Here is a 21,965-nt window from a genome sequence, read left to right as displayed (position 1 = left end):
ATTCTAGCTCCCCTCTGCCAGTAAATCTTTCGTTAGGATCACTGTCTTGCCATTATATTTCATGCACCACACTGGCTGTAGCCATACAAAAAGTGCTCGATCCTGATCTGATGCGGTTGAAGCGGCTTGATAGGCTGGGAAAATCTGTTCAATTTTCTCAAGATCATCATATTTCGTCTGCTTGATAATCAAGTCCTTGAGCTCTGTACCATTCATCAGCTTGACCTGTTCACTTTGGCTCGCCTTGTTGCCGAGAATATAGTTTGGACGCTTGTAATTCAAAATGTCATCATTTGCCCACTGGACTTCAAGGGATGTCATACCAAATGGGTGCTTCGTGCTGTTGATGATTGGAAGACCGTCCATAAACATATTAAAGGATAGCTGCTGATTGCTGTTAATCCCGAAATATTGATAATCATCGGTAAAGCTTCCTGTATCATTGAAATATTTTACACTTCGCTTAATCAAATCTCCCGTTTGAAACACTGCGCTGGAGTTGATATTGCGATGCTGATATTGTATGCGGTGATCTTTTTGATTCGCCTCAAGACGACTTGTACCATCTGTATAAACCGTTCGATTTAAATTGGACTCTTCACCGACAAGACTTGGGTCTGTAAACAAGGCATCCTTGAATTTGCTCGTCTTAATCGTTTCGATAAAGAACATTTTGGATTCAAGTTGCATTTGCTTTCTCGGTAGTAAGAAATCTCTTTTAGAATTTGATGAGAACGTATATAAGTCATAGCGCGGCATCTTGTTTTGAGCTGCTGCGATTCTTGACATCAGGTTACGATAGTTTGGCGACTCAATGGTCAGCTCAAGCACAGATTCCTTGCTATATGAGACCAAATATACCTTCTTATATGCCTTGTCCTGCTGGGAGAACGGAACAATCATTCGGTCAAACGAATTGTATTCAATTGATTTATTCGGCCATTTAAACAGCGCTTGGAAAATATCAATTGGAATTGGATCATTAAAAACAAGATCCAATGTCTTTCCTTGACCTCCCTGTCCGTAAAAGAAATTCTTAAATCTCTGCTCGGAATATTGGTCAGACACATCCTCAATTTCCTTGACATCCCAAAGGCTGACATCATTCCAAAAGTTTTGAAAGAGCTCCTTTTGGTCCACTTTATAATGCTCGCCATTTGAATGAATGAACATCTCACGCGGCTTGATGACATCAATGAGACTTCGAGGCTCATCACTTGAAATCTTCTTCGTTTCCACGACCTGTGTGCCAGTGTCCGCCTGATCTTGCATGACTGGCTGGAACATCCAAATATTCCACGTAAACACAAGACTGATCGCAATTAAGATTGTCAATATTATGGTTTTAAAGGTCTCACGCTTCATCCCAATCATCCTCTTGTTCTTCATTGTAAGGAAGGGTAAAGGTGACAGTTGTCCCTTTTCCTTCAATGCTGTCAGCCCAAATATCTCCGCCATGAGCCTGTACCATTTCCTTCGCAATCGCAAGACCTAGACCGGTTCCGCCAAGCTTTCTCGTTCTCGCTTTATCCACTCGATAAAAACGTTCAAAGATTTTATCCATATCCTTCTTCGGAATACCGATTCCTTCATCTTTGACGCTGAATAACACAAGCCCTTTTTCCTCATCCAGATCCACTGTAAAGGTGATATGCCCACCCTCTGGTGAATATTTTAAGGCATTAGAAATAATATTATCGAGCACCTGTGTAATTTTGTCTTGATCAATTTCAACATAAATTTCACGATCAGGGAGATTGCGGATGAACTCCACATGCTGCTCCTTCGTCATTTCAAAGCGGTCAATCACCAAAGAGATAAACCTGATAAAATTCGTCCACTCACGATTGAATTGATAATCCTTGCTATCAAACTTCGATAACTGCAGCAGGTCATTTACAAGCCTGATCATGCGCTCTGTTTCATTTTGAGTTACACTTAAGAACCTTGGGGCAAGCTCTTTATCACTAATAGCTCCCTCTGCAAGTGCTTCAAGGTAGCTCCGCATCGTAGTTAAAGGTGTACGAAGCTCATGGGATACGTTCGCTACGAATTCACGTCGTTCAGCATCAATTTTCTCCTGCTCTGTTACGTCATAAATCACCGCAATCAAGCCGTCAATCTTCCCATGCTCTTTCTGGATAACAGAGAAATTCACACGTAAAATAGCTAGTTGATCTTCTCGTTCAATTTCAAGTAGCATAGAATCTTGATTTTCGACCAAATCTTCAAATGTATGGGTTTCTTCCAGACCGAGCAATGACGTAATTGGCATCTCAAGCGCTGTTTCACGTGAAACATTCAGAAGCTCTAATGCTGGGCTGTTTAAAAGAATAATGGCCCCATTTTGATTTGTCGCAATGACACCATCTGTCATATAGGCAATAACGGAAGAAAGCTTTTTCCGCTCACCTTCTGTCATGAGCTGGGCTTCCTCCAATTCTCTCGTCAGATGATTAAACGTCGTCGCAAGCTGACCAATTTCATCATGACCATACTTCCGAACCTTTCTGGAAAAATTCCCTTTTGCCAGCTCTATCGCTTGTTTCCTCATATCCGAAATTGGATGTGTGATGGTTCTGAATATGAATATACCAAGTAGAGCGGTTATCCCAAGGGCAAGTAGCGTTCCTGTTGCCAAAATTGTATTAATGGTTCGCATTTGGTTAAAAACACTTTCCATAGATGAAACAACATAAATCACACCAACGGTCTCTTGATTTTCATTCTTCACTGCTGTCGCTGAAATGCGGACACGTTTATTAGAGGTTGGGTCATAGAATTTCTTCTCGTAATCTTTGCCGACAGCGAAAATACGACTGATGATTTGATCAGTGATTTTCTTGCCGGCAATCTCTTGATTTCCATTATTCACAGAGGCAATGACTTCTCTACTTTCATCAATAAAACTGACTTCGGAAATTTCATTAGACTCATCTTTATTGTTAAAGTCGTTTAAGATCTTTTGAGCATCCTCTTTTAATTCAGCCTTGCTTTTCGATGAATCTTGTTCTAGGTAATACGATAACGAGTATATTCGCTGATTCAAGGAATTATCATAGGAATTAATTAAGGACTGCTCTAGCTGCTTCACAAAGTACACGCCAATGATCTGCATAGCAACAATGATCAGCAGCACGTAGATTAATGTCAATTTAAAATGAATCGAGCGAAAAAAACCTACTTTACTCATATGAATCTTAGTCCTGCTCTGGGTTTCTTAAATAGTAGCCGACGCCTCGTCTTGTCACGATCCAGCTTGGATGACTAGGGTTGTCTTCAATTTTCTCACGAAGGCGGCGAACCGTTACGTCCACTGTACGAACATCTCCGAAGTAATCATAGCCCCACACCGTTTGCAATAAGTGCTCACGTGTCATGACTTGTCCAATATGTTTCGCTAAGTAATGAAGCAATTCGAATTCACGGTGCGTCAATTCAATCGTTTCATCTCGCTTAGACACGACATAAGCATCCGGATAGATGACTAGTGATCCAACCTCAATATCGTTTGATTCAGATTCTTCCTCGGTCTGAGGAGCAATGATCTGTCTTCTTAGATTCGCCTTAACACGAGCAAGCAGCTCACGTGTGCTGAACGGCTTCGTAACATAATCATCAGCACCAAGCTCAAGACCGATCACCTTATCAATTTCAGAATCTTTCGCTGTGAGCATAATAATCGGCATGTCATACTTCTTTCTCACTTCACGGCATACTTCAACTCCATCTTTGTTTGGAAGCATGATGTCGAGCAAAATGATATCAGGCTTGATTTCTTCCACCATTTCGAGTGCTTCATTGCCGTCATATGCACAATGAACTTCATAACCCTCTTTTCTTAAGTTAAATTCCAATATATCAGCAATCGGTTTTTCATCATCTACGACAAGAATCTTTTTTTCCATTATGATTTCCTCCTGCATTTTTATCATCTATGTCATTCATTTTTGCATGTCTCATTAGGCCTTTTTCGTCCAAGGAAAAAAGGCTCACTGTCTATTATAACGTTTTACGAGGAAAAGATAAAAATAATAACGGCATTCTTTTCTAGTAAACGCTGGATAACGTTGGATATGGTAGACTTATGCTCAAAAAAATTGATGTCTTTTTCCTTTTTTATTGAAACTTTTCCAATCGTCAATCGTCTATATAACTGTAACGTCTTCTTCTTATGGAGCCGGGCCCTACCTAGGTCCGGCTTCTCCCTTTTTTATGCCTTCTTTTCAATAATAAAAACGCACCTGCGATTGCAGATGCGCTTGAAAGTGGCTCGGGACGGAATCGAACCGCCGACACACGGATTTTCAGTCCGTTGCTCTACCAACTGAGCTACCGAGCCATCATCAAAATGATGAGACCATTTTCATATGTATAATGGCGGTCCGGACGGGACTCGAACCCGCGACCTCCTGCGTGACAGGCAGGCATTCTAACCAACTGAACTACCGGACCTCAGTAACTTGCCCGAAAAAGCAATCGTGGTGCTCTTTCAAGCAAGTGAGGAAAAAATTAGCTTAACGCTAAAGTAAATCAATGACCCGTACGGGATTCGAACCCGTGTTACCGCCGTGAAAGGGCGGTGTCTTAACCGCTTGACCAACGGGCCACAACATGGTGAGCCATGAAGGACTCGAACCTTCGACCCTCTGATTAAAAGTCAGATGCTCTACCAACTGAGCTAATGGCTCTCGGCTTATGAAAAGTGAATCTGAAAAAGCTGTATTGCGCCAAACCAATAGCTTTCAAAAAAAAGCTAGAATCGCATGCTAACAAGTTTCAGAGACCTTTGCAACAACGAGATTTATAATATCATAGAGTCATTACATATGGCAATACGTTTTTCGACATTTTTTTTAAAAGTGTCTGATTTGATTTCTCCTGTAAAATGAATAGCTTCTGTGCGTTCTTTCCAGCCTCCTTTTTCAAAGCACATAGAAGCGTTTAACACGTGACAAAACTGGATATATATGTGACAACAAGTGATATTGACAAAGGAGGAAGCAGAATGAGTTCATTTCGATTAGGAGATAAAATGCCCAATTTTTCACTCCCAACGGTGAAGGGCGAACACATTGATTTTTATCAGCATTTAGAGGAACATCAGAGCTGGCATCTTATTATCTTCTTTAGAGGTTCATGGTGCCCAGTCTGTGTAGAAGAATTAAAAGAGTTAGAAAAGCAGCAATCTTACTTTCAGGACAAGGATATTCACTTAATGGCGATTTCAACGGATCAACTTGAACACCTGAAGGAATTAGCTGAAAAAGAGGGGCTCTCCTTCCCAATCATGTCTGACCAAGAGCTCACTTCATTAAAAGCATATGAAGTATACTATCACGGAGAGGATGCGCCATATGAAGATCACGGTATACACGGTGAACCAGCCTATTTCTTATTAAATGAAAAAGGTCAGGTACTCTATCAACAGAGACAGACGAGTCCGTTTGGCAGACCGCATGCCAACGAACTGCGCAAAATCATTCAGTACATTCGGCAAAATCTAAAAGGTCAATATAAAAATCTCAAATAAAAAAGCTTTCAAAGTGAAGTGACCCCCTAAATTTAGACACGGGTTCTTGTTAGACAGCTTTTAGGGCATGAGTTCGGTGTTGAATCGGACTCATGCCTTTTCGGAACATTCCCTGTGTAATCCCTCTTTTTTTAGCGATTCATTTGATAATACCAGCCTTACGCCATGGTGCAATGATCGCAATATAGCAGATGGACAGAAACGGTGAAAAGGCATAGCGCACACCGAACTCAACCCATTCATTCGCCGCAAAGACAAGGGCATTGTAGTGCCAAGAAGTCAGTTCCACTGAAATGAAAGAATATTTAAACAAAAAAATACCAGTAAAATATGAGATTTTACTGGTATCTTATCAGTCTATATCATTTGATTATGGACGGTACACGCTGCGGACGACGTTCGTTTGTGAACGGTCTGGTCCGACTGAGAAAATCGAAAGTGGAATACCTGTTAATTGAGAAATGCGCTCTAAATAATGACGAGCATTTGCAGGCAGTTCACTTAGGTTCTTCACTCCTGTAATATCCTCTGACCAGCCTGGCATTTCTTCAAAGACAGGCTCACATTTTGCTAATTCATTTAGACTTGCTGGGAATTCTTCTGTGATTTCACCGTTCAATTTATAAGCCACACAGATTTTTAATGTTTCAATGCCTGTCAGCACATCGATTGAGTTAAGTGAAAGATCTGTAATACCGCTTACTCGGCGAGCGTGACGGACAACCACACTGTCAAACCAGCCAACACGGCGCGGGCGGCCAGTTGTCGTACCGTATTCATGTCCGACTTCACGGATTTGATCTCCAATTTCATCATGGAGTTCTGTAGGGAAAGGACCATCTCCAACACGTGTTGTGTAAGCTTTTGAAACGCCGACAACATGTTGGATTTTCGTAGGACCTACTCCAGATCCAATCGTCACTCCTCCAGCAACTGGGTTAGATGACGTGACAAATGGATATGTCCCTTGATCGATATCAAGCATGACGCCTTGTGCTCCTTCAAAAAGAACACGACGACCTTCATCTAGTGCATCGTTCAGTACAACTGATGTATCAACGACATACTTTTTCACTTGCTGACCATACTCATAATACTCGTCTAAAATATCTTCAATTTTAAAACCTTCTGTGTCATACATTTTCTCTAGAAGACGATTTTTCTCTTCTAAGTTTCGGGAAAGCTTCTCTTCAAACACTTCACGATCTAATAGATCAGCAATGCGAATTCCAACGCGAGCTGCTTTGTCCATATAAGCTGGTCCAATTCCCTTTTTCGTCGTGCCGATCTTGTTAGCCCCTTTCCGCTCTTCTTCTACCTCGTCCAATTTTAAATGATAAGGCAAAATGACATGGGCTCTATTGCTGATTCTGAGGTTTTCTGTACTCACATTCCGTTCGTGAAGATACGCAAGCTCAGTGACCAACGCTTTAGGATCAACCACCATTCCATTACCGATAACGCATATTTTTTCTTTGTAAAAAATACCGGACGGAATGAGATGTAGCTTGTAAGTCACTCCATCAAATTTAATTGTGTGACCTGCATTGTTTCCCCCTTGATAACGGGCAATCACCTCTGCATTCTCTGAAAGGAAATCGGTAATTTTCCCTTTCCCTTCGTCACCCCACTGCGTACCTACTACGACTACTGAAGACATATCGTGCACCTCCGTTAACCTTTCAAAACGTTATCTCTTTCAAACACATTTATTCTATCAATGCAATATGAAAAAGTCAACGCTAAATCCGAACATTAATATCTGAAATTAAAATTTTGTTCGTTTTAACTATGAGGAAAAGCACTTTAACCTACACTTTCACTCCAAATTAAGTTCATTTCAAGTAAACAGAAAAAAAGAAGACATTTTGATTGCCTTTCTTGCATCTGCCAATCGAGATGAAAGAAGTTTGAGCATACACATACATTCGTCATCCTCAAAACCCGCATATCATTCGGTTGCGGGATCCATTTCTAGATAGGAGCACCACTTGCTCGGTTAGAAGCATCCACTGTAATAAAAACACAATACGCATCACGAGAACTTATCTCTTAATATTCCTAGCAGCATGTGCTTAAAGTTGCGTATAATAATCCCCAGTTCATCACAAAAAAACTTCCTTCTGGGGAGTTTTTTATAAGTCTGGTGTAATCCCTTCTGTATTCATCAACACCACGCGATACCCATCCGGATCTTCAATTGTCACTCCTCCTCGATCCCAGTATGGATTAGTTGAAGGAACCTGTCGTCCCCCGAAAGAGATAAGCCTTTGTTTCACCCTCTCAAATTCTTGCTCGTCAGGAATATAGAAAACAAGAAGCTGTTCTGGATGCGGATGAGGAATGGTCTCTTCGTCTTTATATTTTGTGATTTCTAAATGAACATGCTGGTGGGGAAGCCCAAGCATGACGCCATCATATCCTTCATGCTGATTAAATGAGCCAATTCTTTTCAGACCTAAGCCTTCTTCATAAAATGACACGACTTCACGCATGTTGACCGTTGGGCGTGCAATTCGTAATTGAGCAGCTTGGAACTGTTGAAAATTCATATTTCATCACTCCTTTTCTCCTCTTAGTATACAATCTCTTTTTCTCTCCCTCCTCCTCATTTCGATCGTTTTTCAATCATTCTTTCGATGTATATTCATCAAAAAAGCCCAGCATCATGAGCTGGGCTTTAAGCACCGGGCGGAACACCCGTATCGTCAAATCTTCTTTCGAGGTTCACGAATTTGTTATATTCTTTGACGAACGCCAGTGATACCGTACCAACTGGACCGTTACGCTGTTTGGCAATAATGATTTCAATAATGTTTTTATTCTCTGATTCTTTGTCATAGTAATCATCACGATATAGAAATGCCACGATATCAGCATCTTGCTCAATACTTCCTGACTCACGAATATCGGACATCATTGGGCGTTTGTCCTGACGCTGTTCAACACCACGGGAAAGCTGTGATAAGGCAATCACCGGAACTTCTAGTTCCCTTGCAAGTGATTTCAATGCCCTAGAGATTTCAGATACCTCTTGCTGACGGTTATCGCTTGATCGTCCGCTCCCTTGAATGAGCTGGAGATAGTCAATCAAAATCATGCCAAGACCATTCTCTTGCTTCAAGCGACGGCATTTCGACCGGATCTCACTCACCCTAATCCCAGGTGTATCATCAATAAAAATCCCGCTGTTTGATAATGAGCCCATCGCCATTGTCAGCTTGCCCCAGTCCTCTTCTGTCAAGTTACCGGTTCTAAGGTTCTGTGCATTTATATTCCCTTCTGCACAAAGCATACGCATGACGAGTTGCTCGGCACCCATCTCTAAACTAAAAATCGCAACGCTTTCGTCTGTTTTGGTGGCAACATTTTGTGCAATGTTCAGTGCAAATGCTGTTTTCCCTACTGATGGACGAGCCGCTACAATAATCAAGTCATTTCGCTGGAACCCAGCTGTCATCCGGTCGAGCTCAGAGAAACCCGTAGGAATCCCTGTGATATCACCTTTGCGGTTATGAAGCTGTTCAATATTATCATATGTTTGAACAAGAACGTCCTTAATATTTTGAAAAGTACCTGAGTTTTTACGCTGTGCCACTTCCATTATGGTTTTTTCAGCATCACTCAATAGATCTTCTACTTCATCCTCACGTGTATATCCATCTTGTGCGATGTTTGTTGCCGTGCGAATCAGACGTCTCAAAATTGATTTTTCTTCGACAATTTTTGCATAGTATTCAATGTTAGCAGCGGTTGGTACGGAATTCGCAATATCGGTTAAATACGAAATCCCGCCTACCTCTTCTAGTAAATCTGTATTGGCAAGTTCTGAAGTCACCGTGACAAGATCAACAGGTTCTCCTCTGTCACTAAGTACAAGCATCGCATTGTAAATCTTTTGATGCGACATTCTATAGAAATCCTCTGGAATTAATACTTCAGAAGCGAGCGTTAGCGCAGATGGTTCTAAAAAAACAGCACCTAATACGGCCTGCTCGGCTTCTATATTTTGCGGCGGCAGCCGGTCATTGAGAAGTTCCGTCATGCCAAGCACCGTCCTTTCATAAAAAAATACGCTACTCATCATTTTAACATTTTCATCAATAAAAAAGTGAAAAACATCGACTATAGTCAAAATTACCATGCCAATATTTCATTGAACAGTGTATTTTTTTGAGAAGTGAAAAGGTATGAGACGTATTTGTGCTGGTGGGCGTAATGCTGTTGGTCCTCTCTTAATTGGGATTCTCTTTGACATACACATCATTGGACACCATCTATCATCATCTATGATTCACGTTCCTAACTGGCATGCGTGCCGAACGCAATATCTCCATTTCAGACCTATCTTAAAAAAAGAGCCCGTCTCCGATTAGATAGAGACAGGTTCCTTTTTGTTTATGCTTGTTCTTTGACGTGTACCTTTAATGTTGCTTGTACTTCCGGATGAAGCTTAACAGGCACATTCGTGAATCCTAATGCACGGATGGCATCGTTGAGCTCAATCTTGCGTTTGTCAAGTTTGATTTGATGATCTTTTTGCAATTTATCAGCGATTTGTTTGCTTGTAATGGAACCGAACAGACGACCGCCTTCACCTGATTTTGCAGTGAGTTCAACTGTTAATTTTTCAAGCGTTTCTTTTAATTGTTTCGCTTGTTCAAGCTCTTGGATGGCAGCTTTTTTCTCTTTGTTTTTCTGCCCTTCTAATGCACTTAGGTTCGTTGGATTCGCTTCAATGGCGTAGCCTTTTTTGATCAGAAAGTTGTGAGCGTATCCGTCAGCTACATTCTTTACTTCGCCTTTTTTCCCTTTGCCTTTTACATCTTTTAGAAAGATCACTTTCATCTTTGAATCCCTCCTTCGAAATATTCATCTATGGCATCTTTCAATTTCTCTACCGCTTCTTCAACGGTTATATCATAAATTTGGGTCGCAGCGTTAGTCAAATGACCGCCGCCTTCTAACGCTTCCATGATAATTTGTACGTTTACATCACCTAGCGATCTTGCACTAATGCAAACTGTACGTTCATCTCGTCTAGCCACAGCAAATGATGCTTCGACCTCATTCATTGATAACAATGAATCGGCTGTCTGAGCAATTGTAATTTGATCATAGTACTCAGAGCTGTCAGGTGGCAATGAAGCGATCGCTACATGATTTTGATACAGCTCGGTATGTTGAATGAGCTTTGCTCGTTTAATATACCGATCGACTGTTTCTTTTAAGAATTTTTGAACAAGAACAGGATCTGCTCCTTTTGCACGCAGGTAAGAGGCAGCATCGAACGTCCTAGAACCTGTTCTTAACGAGAAGCTCTTCGTATCAACAATAATTCCAGCAAGAAGTGCAGTTGCTTCAATCATGTTGATGCGTAATTTCTTCGGCTGATACTCTAATAGCTCTGTGACAAGCTCTGCAGTGGATGAAGCATATGGCTCCATATACACAAGTAAAGGATCACGGATAAATTCCTCGCCCCGTCTATGATGATCAATGACAACAACATGTTCAATTTTATTGAGCAGTCGTTCCTCCATTACGAGTGACGGCTTATGCGTATCGACCACCACAAGCAATGTGTCATCTTTTGCAAGCTCCATCGCTTCCTCTGGGGTAATAAAGCGAGACCAAAGTTCTTCATAATTCTTAATTTCACTAATTAAGCGTTGAACACTATCTCCAATCTGGTTAGCATCAATGACGATATAGCCTTCTTTTCCATTGGCCTGTGCGACCTTTAAAATACCGATAGATGCACCAATCGAGTCCATATCTGGGAACTTATGCCCCATGATCATCACATTACCGCTTTCAGACACGATTTCTTTTAATGCATGTGAAATGACCCGTGCCCGTACTCGTGTCCGTTTCTCCATTGGATTTGTTTTTCCGCCGTAGAATTTCACTTTACCGTTCGGCTGTTTAATCGCTACCTGGTCCCCGCCTCGCCCGAGAGCAAGATCAAGACTCGATTGCGCAAGTGCACCAAGTTCTTTTAAGGAAGGAACAGACGCACCAATTCCGATACTAAGAGTTAACGTGGCGCTATGTGCCCCTGTTTTTTCTCGGACTTCATCTAATATAGAGAATTTCGACGCTTCAAGCTCTGCTAAGATGCTCTCATTTAATACAGCTATAAAACGTTCAGAAGAAATGCGCTTCAGGAAAATGCCGTATTGTTGTGCCCAATTGTTTAATAAGGAAGTGACTTCACTATTAATGGTACTACGCACCTGATCATCAAGACCTTGCGTCACATCGTCGTAATTGTCTAAAAAGATATAAGATAGCACCGTTCGTTCATTTTCATATTGCCTTTCAATCTGTACCTGCTCTGTTACATCGAAGAAGTATAAAAGACGCTCTGCTCGCTTAATAATCACCTTGAATTTCCGGTCGTTCAGCGTCACATTTTCTGTCTCTACCTCCTGTTTAATCAGAGGCACAATCGATTCAAATGTATCGTACAAGGATCTGCCGACAAGTGTACTTTCATGAAAGCACGAAGCGAGAAATGGATTTGTCCATTCAATATAATATTGATCATTAAAAAGCATTATGCCAATGGGCATTTCCATTAATGCTTCTTCTCCAACCTTTTTAACTCGATAGGATAATGTTGAAATATATGAGTCAATCTCTTTTTGTACTTGTTTGTCCGCCCACTTTAAGAAGTAAAGCACACCTGCAAGTAATAAAAGACTGACCCCTCCTATGATCCAATTAAAATAAAGGTTGAGGAGGATTGTGACCACCGCAAGTACAACTAAAGCGAAGATCGGATACTTGATGACGGGTTTTCTATAGAAGCTTGGCACTGATATCAACTCCTCAACATTCAGAGTGAATTATTAGTTTTTTACTTTATCTCTCAAATCAAAGCCTATGTCGGCAATCCCCAGAATACGAACTATCATACCCACTGGGGGTAATAATATCGTTATCACAATGGCAAAAATGGGTACCACTTTTGAAATGTTTTTTTCGTGGCAATAATAGAAGATAAAAGAAAACCCCTGAATAAACACTAAAATAAATAAAATTTGAAACGCACTCGTTTGAACAAGCCATAAAAAACTGCCTTTTTCTGTTTGAATCAGCATCAAAAGCAGTGTGAGTAAATAATACCATACCATGCTTTTTGGCAGCCGCATATCCTTAAATTTCTTGAGAGTCGGGATATCTTTGACAAACCGTTTCATCAGAGGCTGTACCATCCAGTGATTCATTAAAGCCATAAGTGTAGCGAGAATCAATGTCATGACAGGTAAAGCCCCAATTGCTGTATTTTGCAACTCTCTAAGTTGTTTGAGTTGTTTCGCTATCTCTTGTTCAGAAGCACCTGATTGCTTTAATACACTCTCAACCATAGGGGCCGTTTGCTCAATAGCTTCCTTTACGATACCTAGCACATCCACCTGAAAGAGCTGAACACTAATCACAAAGTAGATGAGAAAGCTTGCTAAATAGATTAAAGCACCCGTAATGATCGCATTTCCAGGCTGCTTCTTTCTGTACAAAACACCCATACCTACGCCAGCAGCAACTAACATTGGTGCATTGATAAGCCCAGCAACCGATCCAATTAAAAAGCTGATCACTATGCCAATAGCACCAGCAGCAACCCCTTTTTTCAAGCCATACCTGATTGTATAGAGAATGATAGGTATTGGAGCAGCCAGATAAAAGATAATGGCTAATAGCGGCGCATACAAATAAAACAGCGAAATGACAGAAAAAATACTGATCATGATGGCGCCTTCTACCAACGCTTTTGTTTGTTTCACACCTTCACCTCTGTCCCATCATTTTTCTATATTTTGCTCAACTTGTGATTCTATGTATACGTTCTATGTATGGTCAATCATGTCTAGAGCACAACCTTTATTTTACCATAGCGTCAAATATCAAGTAAAATGCAGGCTACCTTAAACGTTTCACGTGGAACACAACTGATTGATTTGAACATACAAGCTTTCCATACAGCATGTTACAATTTTTTAGATTTCTTAGCGATAACCCCTGAATTCAAGGTCAAAAGCTGTTAGAATAGAAACATCATCAATAAATGTAAGAAGGAGAATTCACATGGGAAAAACACTCGTATTCGGACACAAAAATCCTGACACAGACACGATTTGCTCTGCAATTGCTTACGCTAACTTAAAAAATAAAATTGGCGTTGAAGCAGAAGCTGTCAGACTAGGAGAAATCAATGGAGAAACACAATATGCTCTAGATTTCTTTAAACAAGAAACTCCTCGTTTGATTGAAACTGCCGCAAACGAAACAAAACAAGTCATTCTTGTTGATCATAACGAATTCCAACAAAGTGTAAGTGATATTGATCAAGTACAAGTGACTGAAGTCATTGACCATCACCGAATTGCAAACTTTGAAACAAGTGAACCACTTTATTATCGTGCTGAACCAGTCGGTTGTACGGCAACAATCCTAAACAAAATATACAAAGAGCACAAAATCACCATTGAAAAGGACATCGCTGGTTTACTTCTATCTGCTATTATTTCTGATTCATTGCTATTCAAATCCCCAACATGCACGCAACAGGACATTGATGCAGCTCATGAATTAGCGAAAATTGCAGGGGTGGACCCAGAAGTATATGGCCTAGACATGCTGAAAGCAGGCGCTGATCTGAGCCAAAAAACAGTTCAAGAATTAATCACACTTGATGCAAAAGAATTTTCTCTAGGTAACAGCAAAGTGGAAATCGCTCAAGTGAACACAGTTGATATCGCGGAAGTGACAGCAAGACAGGCTGACATTGAAGCGAAAATCAATGAAGTCATCGCAGCGAAAGGTCTTGATCTATTCGTTCTAGTGATCACAGACATTTTAGAAAATGACTCCCTTGCTCTTGCACTCGGTGCCGAAGCAGCAAAAGTAGAAAAAGCATTTAACGTTACACTTGAAAACAACACAGCTCTACTAAAAGGTGTTGTATCCAGAAAGAAACAAGTGGTACCTGCACTAACGGACGCTCTTTCTTCATAAACATGACGAGACTGCTGAATAGATCAGCAGTCTTTTTTACGAAAACATGAAAAAAACGTCCCTTTCAGAACGTCTTTTTTAGTCAATATATTCATTGCTGACAAGAATACCCTTGAGAACACTTGTTGAAAATTACATAATACCCATGTCGTCTGGTGCCACATCATGTTCTAAAGGAAATCACGAACTTGACTTTTGAATTGCTATATAGAAGTTTTGCTCTGGCTGAATCTTCTTCTTGAATGGACCTATTTCCTCTTTACCATTCGAATAGATTTTGTTTGAATCCTCTTTCATCTGCTTTATACATTATTTCTTCTGTGACACAGGCTTGGGTCACTTTATATCGACCCAAGATAGAATTTGGACACGCACCATAGTTGATGAATCGATTGGATGATGAAGCTCAATGTCTGTATCACAATATAAAATATTGGATGGATATACGTAGAGGCAATGTATAAGAATCGGCACGGTCATCCCGCAACAGATAATTAAAACATGTATTGTACATTAAGCATTCTTGCCTTTTTTAATCCATTCTGCCACATTGACTGTGCGTTTCGCCTGATGTTGAACAGCCGCTTCTGCGTCCTCTTGAATCTTTCCATTTTGGTCCACAGTGACACTCACACCGTAAGGGTTACCCCCTGCTCCGTATAGGGAATCATCTGTGTATCCAGGAGCGGCAATAATTGCTCCCCAGTGGAACATAGTCGTGTAAAGGCTGAGAATGGTCTGCTCCTGTCCGCCATTTGGATTTTGTGCAGATGTCATTGCACTTACGGCTTTGTTCGCTAATTTTCCTTGGAACCACAAGCCACCAGTCGTATCTAAAAATTGCTTCATCTGTGCTGGCAGATTACCAAAACGTGTTGGCATACTAAAGATGATCGCATCAGCCCACTCTAAATCACTTAATTGAACCTCTGGTACATCTTTTGTTTCGTCTAAATGTGCTTTCCATGCTGGATTTGATGCCACAACTGATTCTGGTGCCAATTCAGCAACCTTTAATACTTTGACTTCAGCGCCAGCTTCTTTCGCTCCTGCCTCAGCCCATTTCGCCATCTGATAGTTTGTGCCTGTTGAACTATAATAAATAATCGCTAATTTTACGTTTTCCATTTGTTCCATCTCCTTTTGTTTGTTTTGCCCAAAAAGCTTCTGTAAAAATCCCACCTGTATTCCCACCTTCATTAAAATTGACGACGATACCATAATGCCGCAGCATCGACTTCTTCTTTCGTTAACTGATGTCCACGATTTTCCCAATGAAGCGTAACCGAAGCTCCCGCCTCTTGCAGTAATTGCTCCAGTTCCTGTGATTCCTCTGGACGGCACATTGGGTCATTTTCACCAGCTGCTATAAAGACTTGTTTCCCCGCTAATGAAGGCAATGAAACCCCGCGTCTAGGGACCATCGGGTGATGCAGGATGGCTCCTTTTAAGGCATCCCCATAATGGAATAACAGGCTCCCAGCAATGTTCGCCCCATTGGAATAGCCGATGGCTACCACATTGTGACGATCAAACCCATGTTCATCTGCTGCTTCCCCGATGAATGTATATAGTTCCTTTGTACGCTCAATTAAATCTTGTTCATCAAATATACCCTCTGCCAAACGCCTGAAAAAACGAGGCATGCCGTTCTCTAACACATTTCCTCTTACACTAAGAACAGATGCGTCAGGATCTACCACCTCTGCAAGCGGCAATAAGTCTTGTTCCGTCCCGCCAGTTCCATGCAGTAATAACAGGACAGGTCTTTGTTCATTCTTTCCTTTTCGAAAAAGATGCTTCATCACGAATCTCCTTTCCCTTTGATTTCTCTCACCTCAATTGGCAGCACAATTTGTTCAATCTGGCTGCGCTGCGCCTCATATTGCGGTGGCAGTTTCAAAGCTTCACCCATTGTTTCCACTGATTCGTCGTGTGCAAACCCTGGAGGATCGGTCGCAATCTCAAATAATATGCCGCCAGGCTCTCTAAAATAAATGGCATTGAAGTAATTTCGGTCTTGCACAGGCGTCACTTGATACCCGCTTTGCGCAATATGTCTTTGCCAATCTAATTGATCCTGATCATCTGTTGCTCTCCATGCGATATGATGGACAATCCCAATACCCATACGTCCTCGTGCAACTGGTGTCACTTTCACATCAATCACATTGCCAATTTCACCAAACGAACGGAATCTCACATAGTCCTCTTCAGCTCCAACTCGTTCAAGCCCCATTGTTTCCTCTAGTAGCTGCATCGTTTGCTCTGGCTGTGTTGTTAATAAAATAGCTCCGCCAAACCCTTTGATCGCTACATCAGGAGTCACACCGCCAAAAATCCACTCATTTGGCTTTCCTTCCTCACGTTCAACAAGCTCAATCAGCAATCCATGCGGATCCTCAAATGATAGGAACGCCTCACCGAAACGTTCACTGATTTCATAAGCAATATCAAACTGCTTTAAACGTTCCTTCCAAAAAGGGAAAGACCCTGTCGGTACGACATAAGTTGTGACCCCAACTTGACCTGCTCCAATTTGCCCTCTCTGTGCACCAGGCCAAGGGAAAAACGTAATAATAGTGCCTGGAGATCCTCCTTCATTCCCAAAATACAAATGATACGTACCCGGATCATCGAAATTAACTGTCTTTTTGACTAGGCGAAGACCAAGTACACCTGCATAAAAATCAACGTTCTCCTGAGGATGACCAACAATTGCTGTAATATGATGAATTCCTTCTGTTTTTTTCAACTCAAACGCCCTCCTGAGGATGAAGTCACAAACCTTCTATTTTATCTTGTCTTAATTACTCCTATTTAATTATCTCGAATTCGAGATATTAAACCAAAAAAATATATTTATCTCGAATTAAGGATATGATGCTTTTAAATAATTGTCAACGATTTTATGTTGATTCTTTTTGAGAATAGAAAAAGCATGTCAAAAAGAATGAAAGGGTCAGAAATAAAAAAACGAAGAGCACGGGGGCTCTTCGCTTTTTAAGTCAAGGACTTACTCTCCAGTAACGTATGGAAGTAATGCCATTTGACGTGATCTTTTGATCGCTAAAGTCAATTTACGTTGATACTTAGCGCTTGTTCCTGTTACACGACGAGGTAAAATTTTACCACGCTCAGAAACAAACTTTCTAAGAAGATCAACATCTTTGTAATCGATGTGCGTGATGCCGTTAGAAGTAAAGTAACATACTTTACGACGTTTCGCACGACCGCCTCTGCGTCCACCTGCCATTTGTTTTCACACCTTTCCTTTAGTCATTTGTCAGATCAATTAGAATGGCAAATCATCATCGGAGATGTCAATCGGTTTACCATCATTCGCAAATGGGTCATCATTAAAGCTATTTCCCTGATTACGATTTTGGTTGTTTTGATTGCCATATGGATTTTGATTTGGTTCATTTCCAAATGGACTCTGATCGTTTTGGCTACCGCCATAATACTGGCCTCCGCTATTGCCACCGCCGCTGTATCCACCTGAACCAGCACCGCCGCTTTTAGGCTCAAGAAATTGAACACTTTCAGCTTGAACCTCTGTCACGAAGACACGTTGTCCTTGCTGATTTTCATAGTTTCTTGTTTGCAAGCGACCGTCTACACCGGCAAGACTTCCTTTTTTCAGAAAATTAGCCACGTTCTCAGCTTGTCTTCTCCAAGTAACACAGTTAATGAAATCGGCTTCACGCTCTCCAGATTGATTCGTAAAGGTACGATTTACAGCTAGAGTAAACGTGGTTACAGCCGCACCATTAGGCGTGTAGCGAAGCTCAGGGTCTTTTGTTAGTCTTCCGACCAAAACAACACGGTTTAGCATATTGAAAGACCACCTTTAAATATATTTCAATGATTTATTCTTCTTCTTTAACAACAATATGGCGAATGATATCATCACTGATCTTAGCTAAGCGGTCAAATTCTTGAACTGCTACAGCGTCAGATTGAACGTTTACGATTTGGTAGTAGCCTTCACGGAAATCGTTGATTTCATATGCAAGACGACGTTTACCCCAATCCTTTGTTCCAGTGATCTCCGCTCCATTAGAAGTTAACACATTGTTGAAACGCTCGATAACTGCTTTCTTCGTTTCTTCGTCAACTGTTGGGCGGATGATGTACATAACTTCGTACTTTCTCATCTGATTGCACCTCCTTTTGGTCTAAGCGGCCCTAAACGGGCAAGGAGCAATAATTTATATTACTCACAATTGTATATTATAACAAATCTCTTGTCCTATGACAAGAACCTATACATTAAAACGAAAATGTATGACGTCTCCGTCTTTTACTTCATAATCTTTCCCTTCTAAGCGTACTTTTCCTGCCTCTTTAGCAGCCGACATGCTTCCTACAGCCAACAAGTCATCATACGCAACCGTTTCAGCACGAATGAAACCTCTCTCAAAATCTGTATGAATGATTCCCGCACATTCCGGTGCTTTCATCCCTTTTTTAAACGTCCAAGCACGAACCTCTTGCTCGCCCGCTGTAAAATACGTAGCCAAGCCAAGGAGTGAATAAGACGCTTTGATCAACTGATCTAACCCTGATTCCTTGATGCCAAGCTCTTCAAGGAACATCTGCTTTTCTTCCCCTTCAAGCTCTGCAATTTCAGACTCGATTTTTGCACAAATAATGATCACTTCAGCATTTTCACCGGAAGCAAATTCACGAATTTGTTGAACATATTCGTTACCGTCTTGATCCGTTACTTCGTCCTCACTGACATTTGCGACATAAAGAACAGGTTTAGAAGTGAGTAAATGAAGCTGTTTCACAAGCTTTTGTTGCTCATCTGTAAATTCTACAGATCTGGCCGGCTTCCCAGCTTCAAATGCATCCTTTAGCTTCGTTAAAATATCGAATTCAGCTACTGCTTCCTTATCTTTTTGTTTCGCAAGCTTACTTACACGCGTCAAACGCTTTTCAACCGTTTCTAAATCAGCCAAAATCAACTCTAGATTAATGGTTTCAATATCCGACACTGGATCAACCTTACCTGATACGTGTGTAATATTATCATCAGCAAAAGCCCTTACCACATGACAGATGGCATCTACTTGACGAATATGAGAAAGGAATTTATTCCCTAGACCTTCACCTTTAGAAGCGCCTTTTACTATGCCTGCAATATCAGTAAACTCAAAAGCAGTCGGAACGGTCTTTTTCGGTTGCACTAATTCTGTTAGCTTTTGTAAACGCTCATCCGGAACTTCTACAATCCCAACGTTTGGATCAATGGTACAGAACGGATAGTTAGCAGACTCCGCACCAGCCTGTGTAATTGCATTAAATAACGTTGACTTTCCGACGTTGGGTAAGCCAACAATACCAGCTGTTAAAGCCATTCTTTCATCTCCTCTATATCAAACATGCTCGTTAAACTGCGTAATATGAACCTAGAAGCAATTATAAGTAGGTTTACATGAAAAGACAAGCTAACCAAAATGCATTATTAATAGAAGAAACATCAACAAAATACGCAAAACACAGTTGTAAAAGGATAAATTGCACATATATCTCCTGCCTAAAATACAAAATCAATCAAAAAAGCATGAGGCCTGCTTAAACAGTTGGCTCCTCATGCTTGACTAAAATTTTCTTCATTTTTCGTTCGAAATCTCTTCTTGGGATCATGACGCTGTGGCCACAGCCCTCGCATTTAATCCGAATATCCATGCCCATACGAATGACCTTCCACCGATTAACACCACATGGATGGGGTTTTTTCATTTCAACTACGTCATGTAACCCAAACGCTTTGTCTGCCAACAGCCTTCACCTCTCTTGATCACTTCATTGAATCTATTGTACAAAAAAACGACTATGAAGGGCAATGCACAAAACAAAGAGCCTCTTTCAATCGTTCATCCTATTCTTTTTTATAGAAAAAACCCTTCTTTTAGATCATTTATTTGTGACCAAAAGTTACTTAAAATCTTCTATTTTTCAATATTGTCACAAACACTGTAGGTCAAAAGGTTTTTATTGGTAGATCGCTGTGGTTTTTCCATATTTTTTGATTTATGATATCTGCATAAATGTTATGTGAGGGAGCAGGTACGATGGTCAAACGAAAGGATAGATTAACCGATAAAGACTATAAAATCATATCCGATCACGCTGGGAATATAACCAATTACCAGCAGCACCATACAATAGAAATGAGTCAACAGACACTCACTGTCCACGATTTTCTAAAGATAGATCACAAATTGTATGGCTTAACAATGCAACAAGAGCATGCCGATGAGTTAGTTGTTGCCTTCCACTGCCCGATGCCCGATCAAATAACTGTCAAATCACCTCAAGATATACAAATTGCGGCGCATTCATTGTTAAAAACAGATTATGTCTATCCCATCGAAAGGAAGTCCCTTGATGGCAATCAAGATCATGTCTTTTTTAAAGGGAAGGAATACATAGAGCAAGTCAGTCAGAAGCATCCAAATGCAGGTATCTATCTCACTGGACAAGCCCTTGCCGGTGCTGTTTGTGCTTATGTTGCAACAGAACATCCGTCAGTCAAAAGAGCCATCACCTTTGACAGCCCAAATATATGGTGTAGCCTTTCGCCATCGATCCAGCAAAAGACCATGCAAGGAAAATACATGCATATCCTAACTGAATATATTCAACCCAACCATTATGTTGGTTTACTCAATCGTCTTGATCATGGTATTGGACAAGTAAAGTATGCTGTACCGACTCGTCAACAAGGCTCGGTTCAAGAAATAGTAAAATACAAACAAAAAGAAATAGACACCTTTTTAAAATCAGCTTTTGCTGCAATGAATATTGAATGGAATGAGTCGTTTGATACAAATACATTTCTAGCACTTGTTTCAGGAAATTTCAAAGTAAATGATTATTCATTTCATCCAAATGGTGCTGCCCGTATTCTAGAAGAACAGCTTGAGCACAATACGAATTTTACAGCCATGCTACTACAAGAAATTCACACAGGTCGTGCATATGCACAAAAAGGTCTTGAAATTATCATAAAATCCCATTTACTGAAAAATTCATCCTATGACCTACAAAGTATTATCGAACACGAAGTACAATCCATATTTCAGAAAATTGACGGAATAGATGAAAGTGTAAAAGACGCTGTCCATCACGTAAAACAAGAGCTCAAAGGACTCGTCGGCTTTGGTCACTATGATTTATTAAATCATAGTGATGTGGAAGCACTTTTAGAGGAAATCCGAATGGAGCAAAACCACCCATCCTTCTATTCTCATGAAAAACAACTGAATGCCCTGTACACCCTTAGAGACTATGAACAAGAGCTTTCAACCCTCTCAAGACATATGTACACAATGGGGGATGATTATGTCAAATCAGATAAGCACCTTGCCGTGCAGATGGGAATACATTAAGA

At 40.8% G+C, this 21,965-nt stretch carries 21 protein-coding genes and 4 tRNA genes; 3 read left to right on the top strand and 22 right to left on the bottom strand.

The genetic code is table 11. The features are described from left to right. Positions 1-3: 3 nt before the first annotated feature. The 7 genes from yycH to ACIQCE_RS05095 all read right to left on the bottom strand — a co-directional run bounded on the left by yycH (position 4) and on the right by ACIQCE_RS05095 (position 4,691). Entirely contained in the window at positions 4-1,365 is a 1,362-nt protein-coding gene (yycH, locus tag ACIQCE_RS05125; protein WP_400493871.1) for a two-component system activity regulator YycH, read from the bottom strand. Beyond that, complete coding sequence (walK, locus tag ACIQCE_RS05120) at positions 1,355-3,193, bottom strand: cell wall metabolism sensor histidine kinase WalK (RefSeq protein WP_353854137.1); 1,839 nt, start codon at positions 3,191-3,193, stop codon at positions 1,355-1,357. The genes yycH and walK overlap by 11 nt, the downstream gene beginning before the upstream one ends. A 7-nt stretch (positions 3,194-3,200) precedes the next feature. Next, positions 3,201-3,908 carry a response regulator YycF gene (yycF, locus tag ACIQCE_RS05115; protein ID WP_353854136.1) on the bottom strand — a complete coding sequence of 236 codons (708 nt, stop codon included), beginning with the start codon at positions 3,906-3,908 and terminating at the stop codon, positions 3,201-3,203. A 361-nt stretch (positions 3,909-4,269) separates the two neighbouring features. Further along, a tRNA-Phe gene (locus ACIQCE_RS05110) sits at positions 4,270-4,342 on the bottom strand. Between the two features lie 36 nt (positions 4,343-4,378). Beyond that, positions 4,379-4,455 (bottom strand) — tRNA-Asp (locus tag ACIQCE_RS05105). 82 nt (positions 4,456-4,537) lie between these two features. Next, positions 4,538-4,609: transfer RNA gene (locus ACIQCE_RS05100), tRNA-Glu, on the bottom strand. Positions 4,610-4,615: 6 nt separating this feature from the next. Beyond that, positions 4,616-4,691 (bottom strand) — tRNA-Lys (locus ACIQCE_RS05095). A gap of 317 nt (positions 4,692-5,008) precedes the next feature. On the opposite strand from ACIQCE_RS05095, the gene ACIQCE_RS05090 reads away from it, so the two are divergent. Further along, complete coding sequence (locus ACIQCE_RS05090) at positions 5,009-5,533, top strand: peroxiredoxin family protein (RefSeq protein WP_400493870.1); 525 nt, start codon at positions 5,009-5,011, stop codon at positions 5,531-5,533. A 139-nt stretch (positions 5,534-5,672) separates the two neighbouring features. On the opposite strand, the gene ACIQCE_RS05085 is transcribed toward ACIQCE_RS05090, so the two are convergent. The 7 genes from ACIQCE_RS05085 to ACIQCE_RS05055 form a co-directional block, all read right to left on the bottom strand. Continuing rightward, entirely contained in the window at positions 5,673-5,846 is a 174-nt protein-coding gene (locus ACIQCE_RS05085) for a hypothetical protein (RefSeq protein ID WP_400493869.1), read from the bottom strand. Between the two features lie 57 nt (positions 5,847-5,903). Then, entirely contained in the window at positions 5,904-7,193 is a 1,290-nt protein-coding gene (locus tag ACIQCE_RS05080) for an adenylosuccinate synthase (RefSeq protein WP_400493868.1), read from the bottom strand. Positions 7,194-7,668: 475 nt separating this feature from the next. Beyond that, on the bottom strand, positions 7,669-8,085 hold the full coding sequence (locus ACIQCE_RS05075; RefSeq protein ID WP_353854132.1) for a VOC family protein: 417 nt from the start codon (positions 8,083-8,085) through the stop codon (positions 7,669-7,671). 128 nt (positions 8,086-8,213) lie between these two features. Then, the gene (gene dnaB, locus ACIQCE_RS05070) at positions 8,214-9,578 is read right to left on the bottom strand and encodes a replicative DNA helicase (protein ID WP_353854131.1); all 1,365 of its coding nucleotides are present in this window, start codon (positions 9,576-9,578) and stop codon (positions 8,214-8,216) included. A 353-nt stretch (positions 9,579-9,931) separates the two neighbouring features. Further along, a complete protein-coding gene (rplI, locus tag ACIQCE_RS05065) occupies positions 9,932-10,381 on the bottom strand; it encodes a 50S ribosomal protein L9 (protein ID WP_353854130.1) in 450 nt (149 codons plus the stop codon). Further along, positions 10,378-12,357, bottom strand: a complete 1,980-nt coding sequence (locus tag ACIQCE_RS05060; RefSeq protein WP_353854129.1) for a DHH family phosphoesterase — start codon at positions 12,355-12,357, stop codon at positions 10,378-10,380. Before ACIQCE_RS05060 ends, rplI begins: the two co-directional genes overlap by 4 nt. Before the next feature lie 33 nt (positions 12,358-12,390). Then, positions 12,391-13,290 (bottom strand): YybS family protein, encoded by a 900-nt coding sequence (locus ACIQCE_RS05055; RefSeq protein WP_400493867.1) that lies wholly within the window; start codon positions 13,288-13,290, stop codon positions 12,391-12,393. Between the two features lie 337 nt (positions 13,291-13,627). On the opposite strand from ACIQCE_RS05055, the gene ACIQCE_RS05050 reads away from it, so the two are divergent. Continuing rightward, positions 13,628-14,557, top strand: a complete 930-nt coding sequence (locus tag ACIQCE_RS05050; RefSeq protein ID WP_400493866.1) for a manganese-dependent inorganic pyrophosphatase — start codon at positions 13,628-13,630, stop codon at positions 14,555-14,557. A gap of 513 nt (positions 14,558-15,070) precedes the next feature. Here ACIQCE_RS05050 and wrbA read toward each other — a convergent pair. From wrbA to ACIQCE_RS05010, 8 genes are all read right to left on the bottom strand, one after another. Next, positions 15,071-15,685 carry an NAD(P)H:quinone oxidoreductase gene (gene wrbA / locus ACIQCE_RS05045; protein WP_400494458.1) on the bottom strand — a complete coding sequence of 205 codons (615 nt, stop codon included), beginning with the start codon at positions 15,683-15,685 and terminating at the stop codon, positions 15,071-15,073. A gap of 71 nt (positions 15,686-15,756) precedes the next feature. Next, the gene (locus ACIQCE_RS05040) at positions 15,757-16,365 is read right to left on the bottom strand and encodes an alpha/beta hydrolase (protein WP_400493865.1); all 609 of its coding nucleotides are present in this window, start codon (positions 16,363-16,365) and stop codon (positions 15,757-15,759) included. Further along, positions 16,362-17,312, bottom strand: a complete 951-nt coding sequence (locus ACIQCE_RS05035) for a ring-cleaving dioxygenase (RefSeq protein WP_400493864.1) — start codon at positions 17,310-17,312, stop codon at positions 16,362-16,364. The genes ACIQCE_RS05040 and ACIQCE_RS05035 overlap by 4 nt, the downstream gene beginning before the upstream one ends. A 261-nt stretch (positions 17,313-17,573) precedes the next feature. Beyond that, positions 17,574-17,813 (bottom strand): 30S ribosomal protein S18, encoded by a 240-nt coding sequence (gene rpsR, locus ACIQCE_RS05030; protein WP_353854123.1) that lies wholly within the window; start codon positions 17,811-17,813, stop codon positions 17,574-17,576. 39 nt (positions 17,814-17,852) lie between these two features. Continuing rightward, a complete protein-coding gene (ssbA, locus tag ACIQCE_RS05025) occupies positions 17,853-18,395 on the bottom strand; it encodes a single-stranded DNA-binding protein SsbA (RefSeq protein ID WP_400493863.1) in 543 nt (180 codons plus the stop codon). A gap of 34 nt (positions 18,396-18,429) precedes the next feature. Beyond that, entirely contained in the window at positions 18,430-18,717 is a 288-nt protein-coding gene (rpsF, locus tag ACIQCE_RS05020) for a 30S ribosomal protein S6 (RefSeq protein WP_353854121.1), read from the bottom strand. Between the two features lie 108 nt (positions 18,718-18,825). Then, the gene (gene ychF, locus ACIQCE_RS05015) at positions 18,826-19,926 is read right to left on the bottom strand and encodes a redox-regulated ATPase YchF (RefSeq protein ID WP_400493862.1); all 1,101 of its coding nucleotides are present in this window, start codon (positions 19,924-19,926) and stop codon (positions 18,826-18,828) included. A gap of 217 nt (positions 19,927-20,143) precedes the next feature. Then, on the bottom strand, positions 20,144-20,350 hold the full coding sequence (locus tag ACIQCE_RS05010; RefSeq protein WP_353854119.1) for a DUF951 domain-containing protein: 207 nt from the start codon (positions 20,348-20,350) through the stop codon (positions 20,144-20,146). 293 nt (positions 20,351-20,643) lie between these two features. On the opposite strand from ACIQCE_RS05010, the gene ACIQCE_RS05005 reads away from it, so the two are divergent. Further along, on the top strand, positions 20,644-21,963 hold the full coding sequence (locus ACIQCE_RS05005) for a hydrolase (RefSeq protein ID WP_400493861.1): 1,320 nt from the start codon (positions 20,644-20,646) through the stop codon (positions 21,961-21,963). The last annotated feature ends 2 nt before the right edge of the window (positions 21,964-21,965 follow it).

The sequence above is a fragment of the Bacillus sp. NPDC093026 genome (assembly GCF_044754665.1).
GTDB classification, from domain to species: domain Bacteria; phylum Bacillota; class Bacilli; order Bacillales; family Bacillaceae; genus Bacillus; species Bacillus maqinnsis.
This window is presented reverse-complemented; position numbering and strand designations above follow the sequence as displayed.

Bases quoted from the DNA above. Each gene is read 5' to 3' on its own strand.
- wrbA (WP_400494458.1), bottom strand. From the start codon at position 15,685: ATGGAAAACGTAAAATTAGCGATTATTTATTATAGTTCAACAGGCACA.
- walK (WP_353854137.1), bottom strand. From the start codon at position 3,193: ATGAGTAAAGTAGGTTTTTTTCGCTCGATTCATTTTAAATTGACATTA.
- ssbA (WP_400493863.1), bottom strand. From the start codon at position 18,395: ATGCTAAACCGTGTTGTTTTGGTCGGAAGACTAACAAAAGACCCTGAG.
- rpsF (WP_353854121.1), bottom strand. From the start codon at position 18,717: ATGAGAAAGTACGAAGTTATGTACATCATCCGCCCAACAGTTGACGAA.
- ACIQCE_RS05080 (WP_400493868.1), bottom strand. From the start codon at position 7,193: ATGTCTTCAGTAGTCGTAGTAGGTACGCAGTGGGGTGACGAAGGGAAA.
- yycF (WP_353854136.1), bottom strand. From the start codon at position 3,908: ATGGAAAAAAAGATTCTTGTCGTAGATGATGAAAAACCGATTGCTGAT.
- dnaB (WP_353854131.1), bottom strand. From the start codon at position 9,578: ATGACGGAACTTCTCAATGACCGGCTGCCGCCGCAAAATATAGAAGCC.
- ACIQCE_RS05075 (WP_353854132.1), bottom strand. From the start codon at position 8,085: ATGAATTTTCAACAGTTCCAAGCTGCTCAATTACGAATTGCACGCCCA.
- ACIQCE_RS05090 (WP_400493870.1), top strand. From the start codon at position 5,009: ATGAGTTCATTTCGATTAGGAGATAAAATGCCCAATTTTTCACTCCCA.
- ACIQCE_RS05005 (WP_400493861.1), top strand. From the start codon at position 20,644: ATGGTCAAACGAAAGGATAGATTAACCGATAAAGACTATAAAATCATA.
- ACIQCE_RS05055 (WP_400493867.1), bottom strand. From the start codon at position 13,290: ATGATCAGTATTTTTTCTGTCATTTCGCTGTTTTATTTGTATGCGCCG.
- ACIQCE_RS05050 (WP_400493866.1), top strand. From the start codon at position 13,628: ATGGGAAAAACACTCGTATTCGGACACAAAAATCCTGACACAGACACG.
- yycH (WP_400493871.1), bottom strand. From the start codon at position 1,365: ATGAAGCGTGAGACCTTTAAAACCATAATATTGACAATCTTAATTGCG.
- rpsR (WP_353854123.1), bottom strand. From the start codon at position 17,813: ATGGCAGGTGGACGCAGAGGCGGTCGTGCGAAACGTCGTAAAGTATGT.
- ychF (WP_400493862.1), bottom strand. From the start codon at position 19,926: ATGGCTTTAACAGCTGGTATTGTTGGCTTACCCAACGTCGGAAAGTCA.
- rplI (WP_353854130.1), bottom strand. From the start codon at position 10,381: ATGAAAGTGATCTTTCTAAAAGATGTAAAAGGCAAAGGGAAAAAAGGC.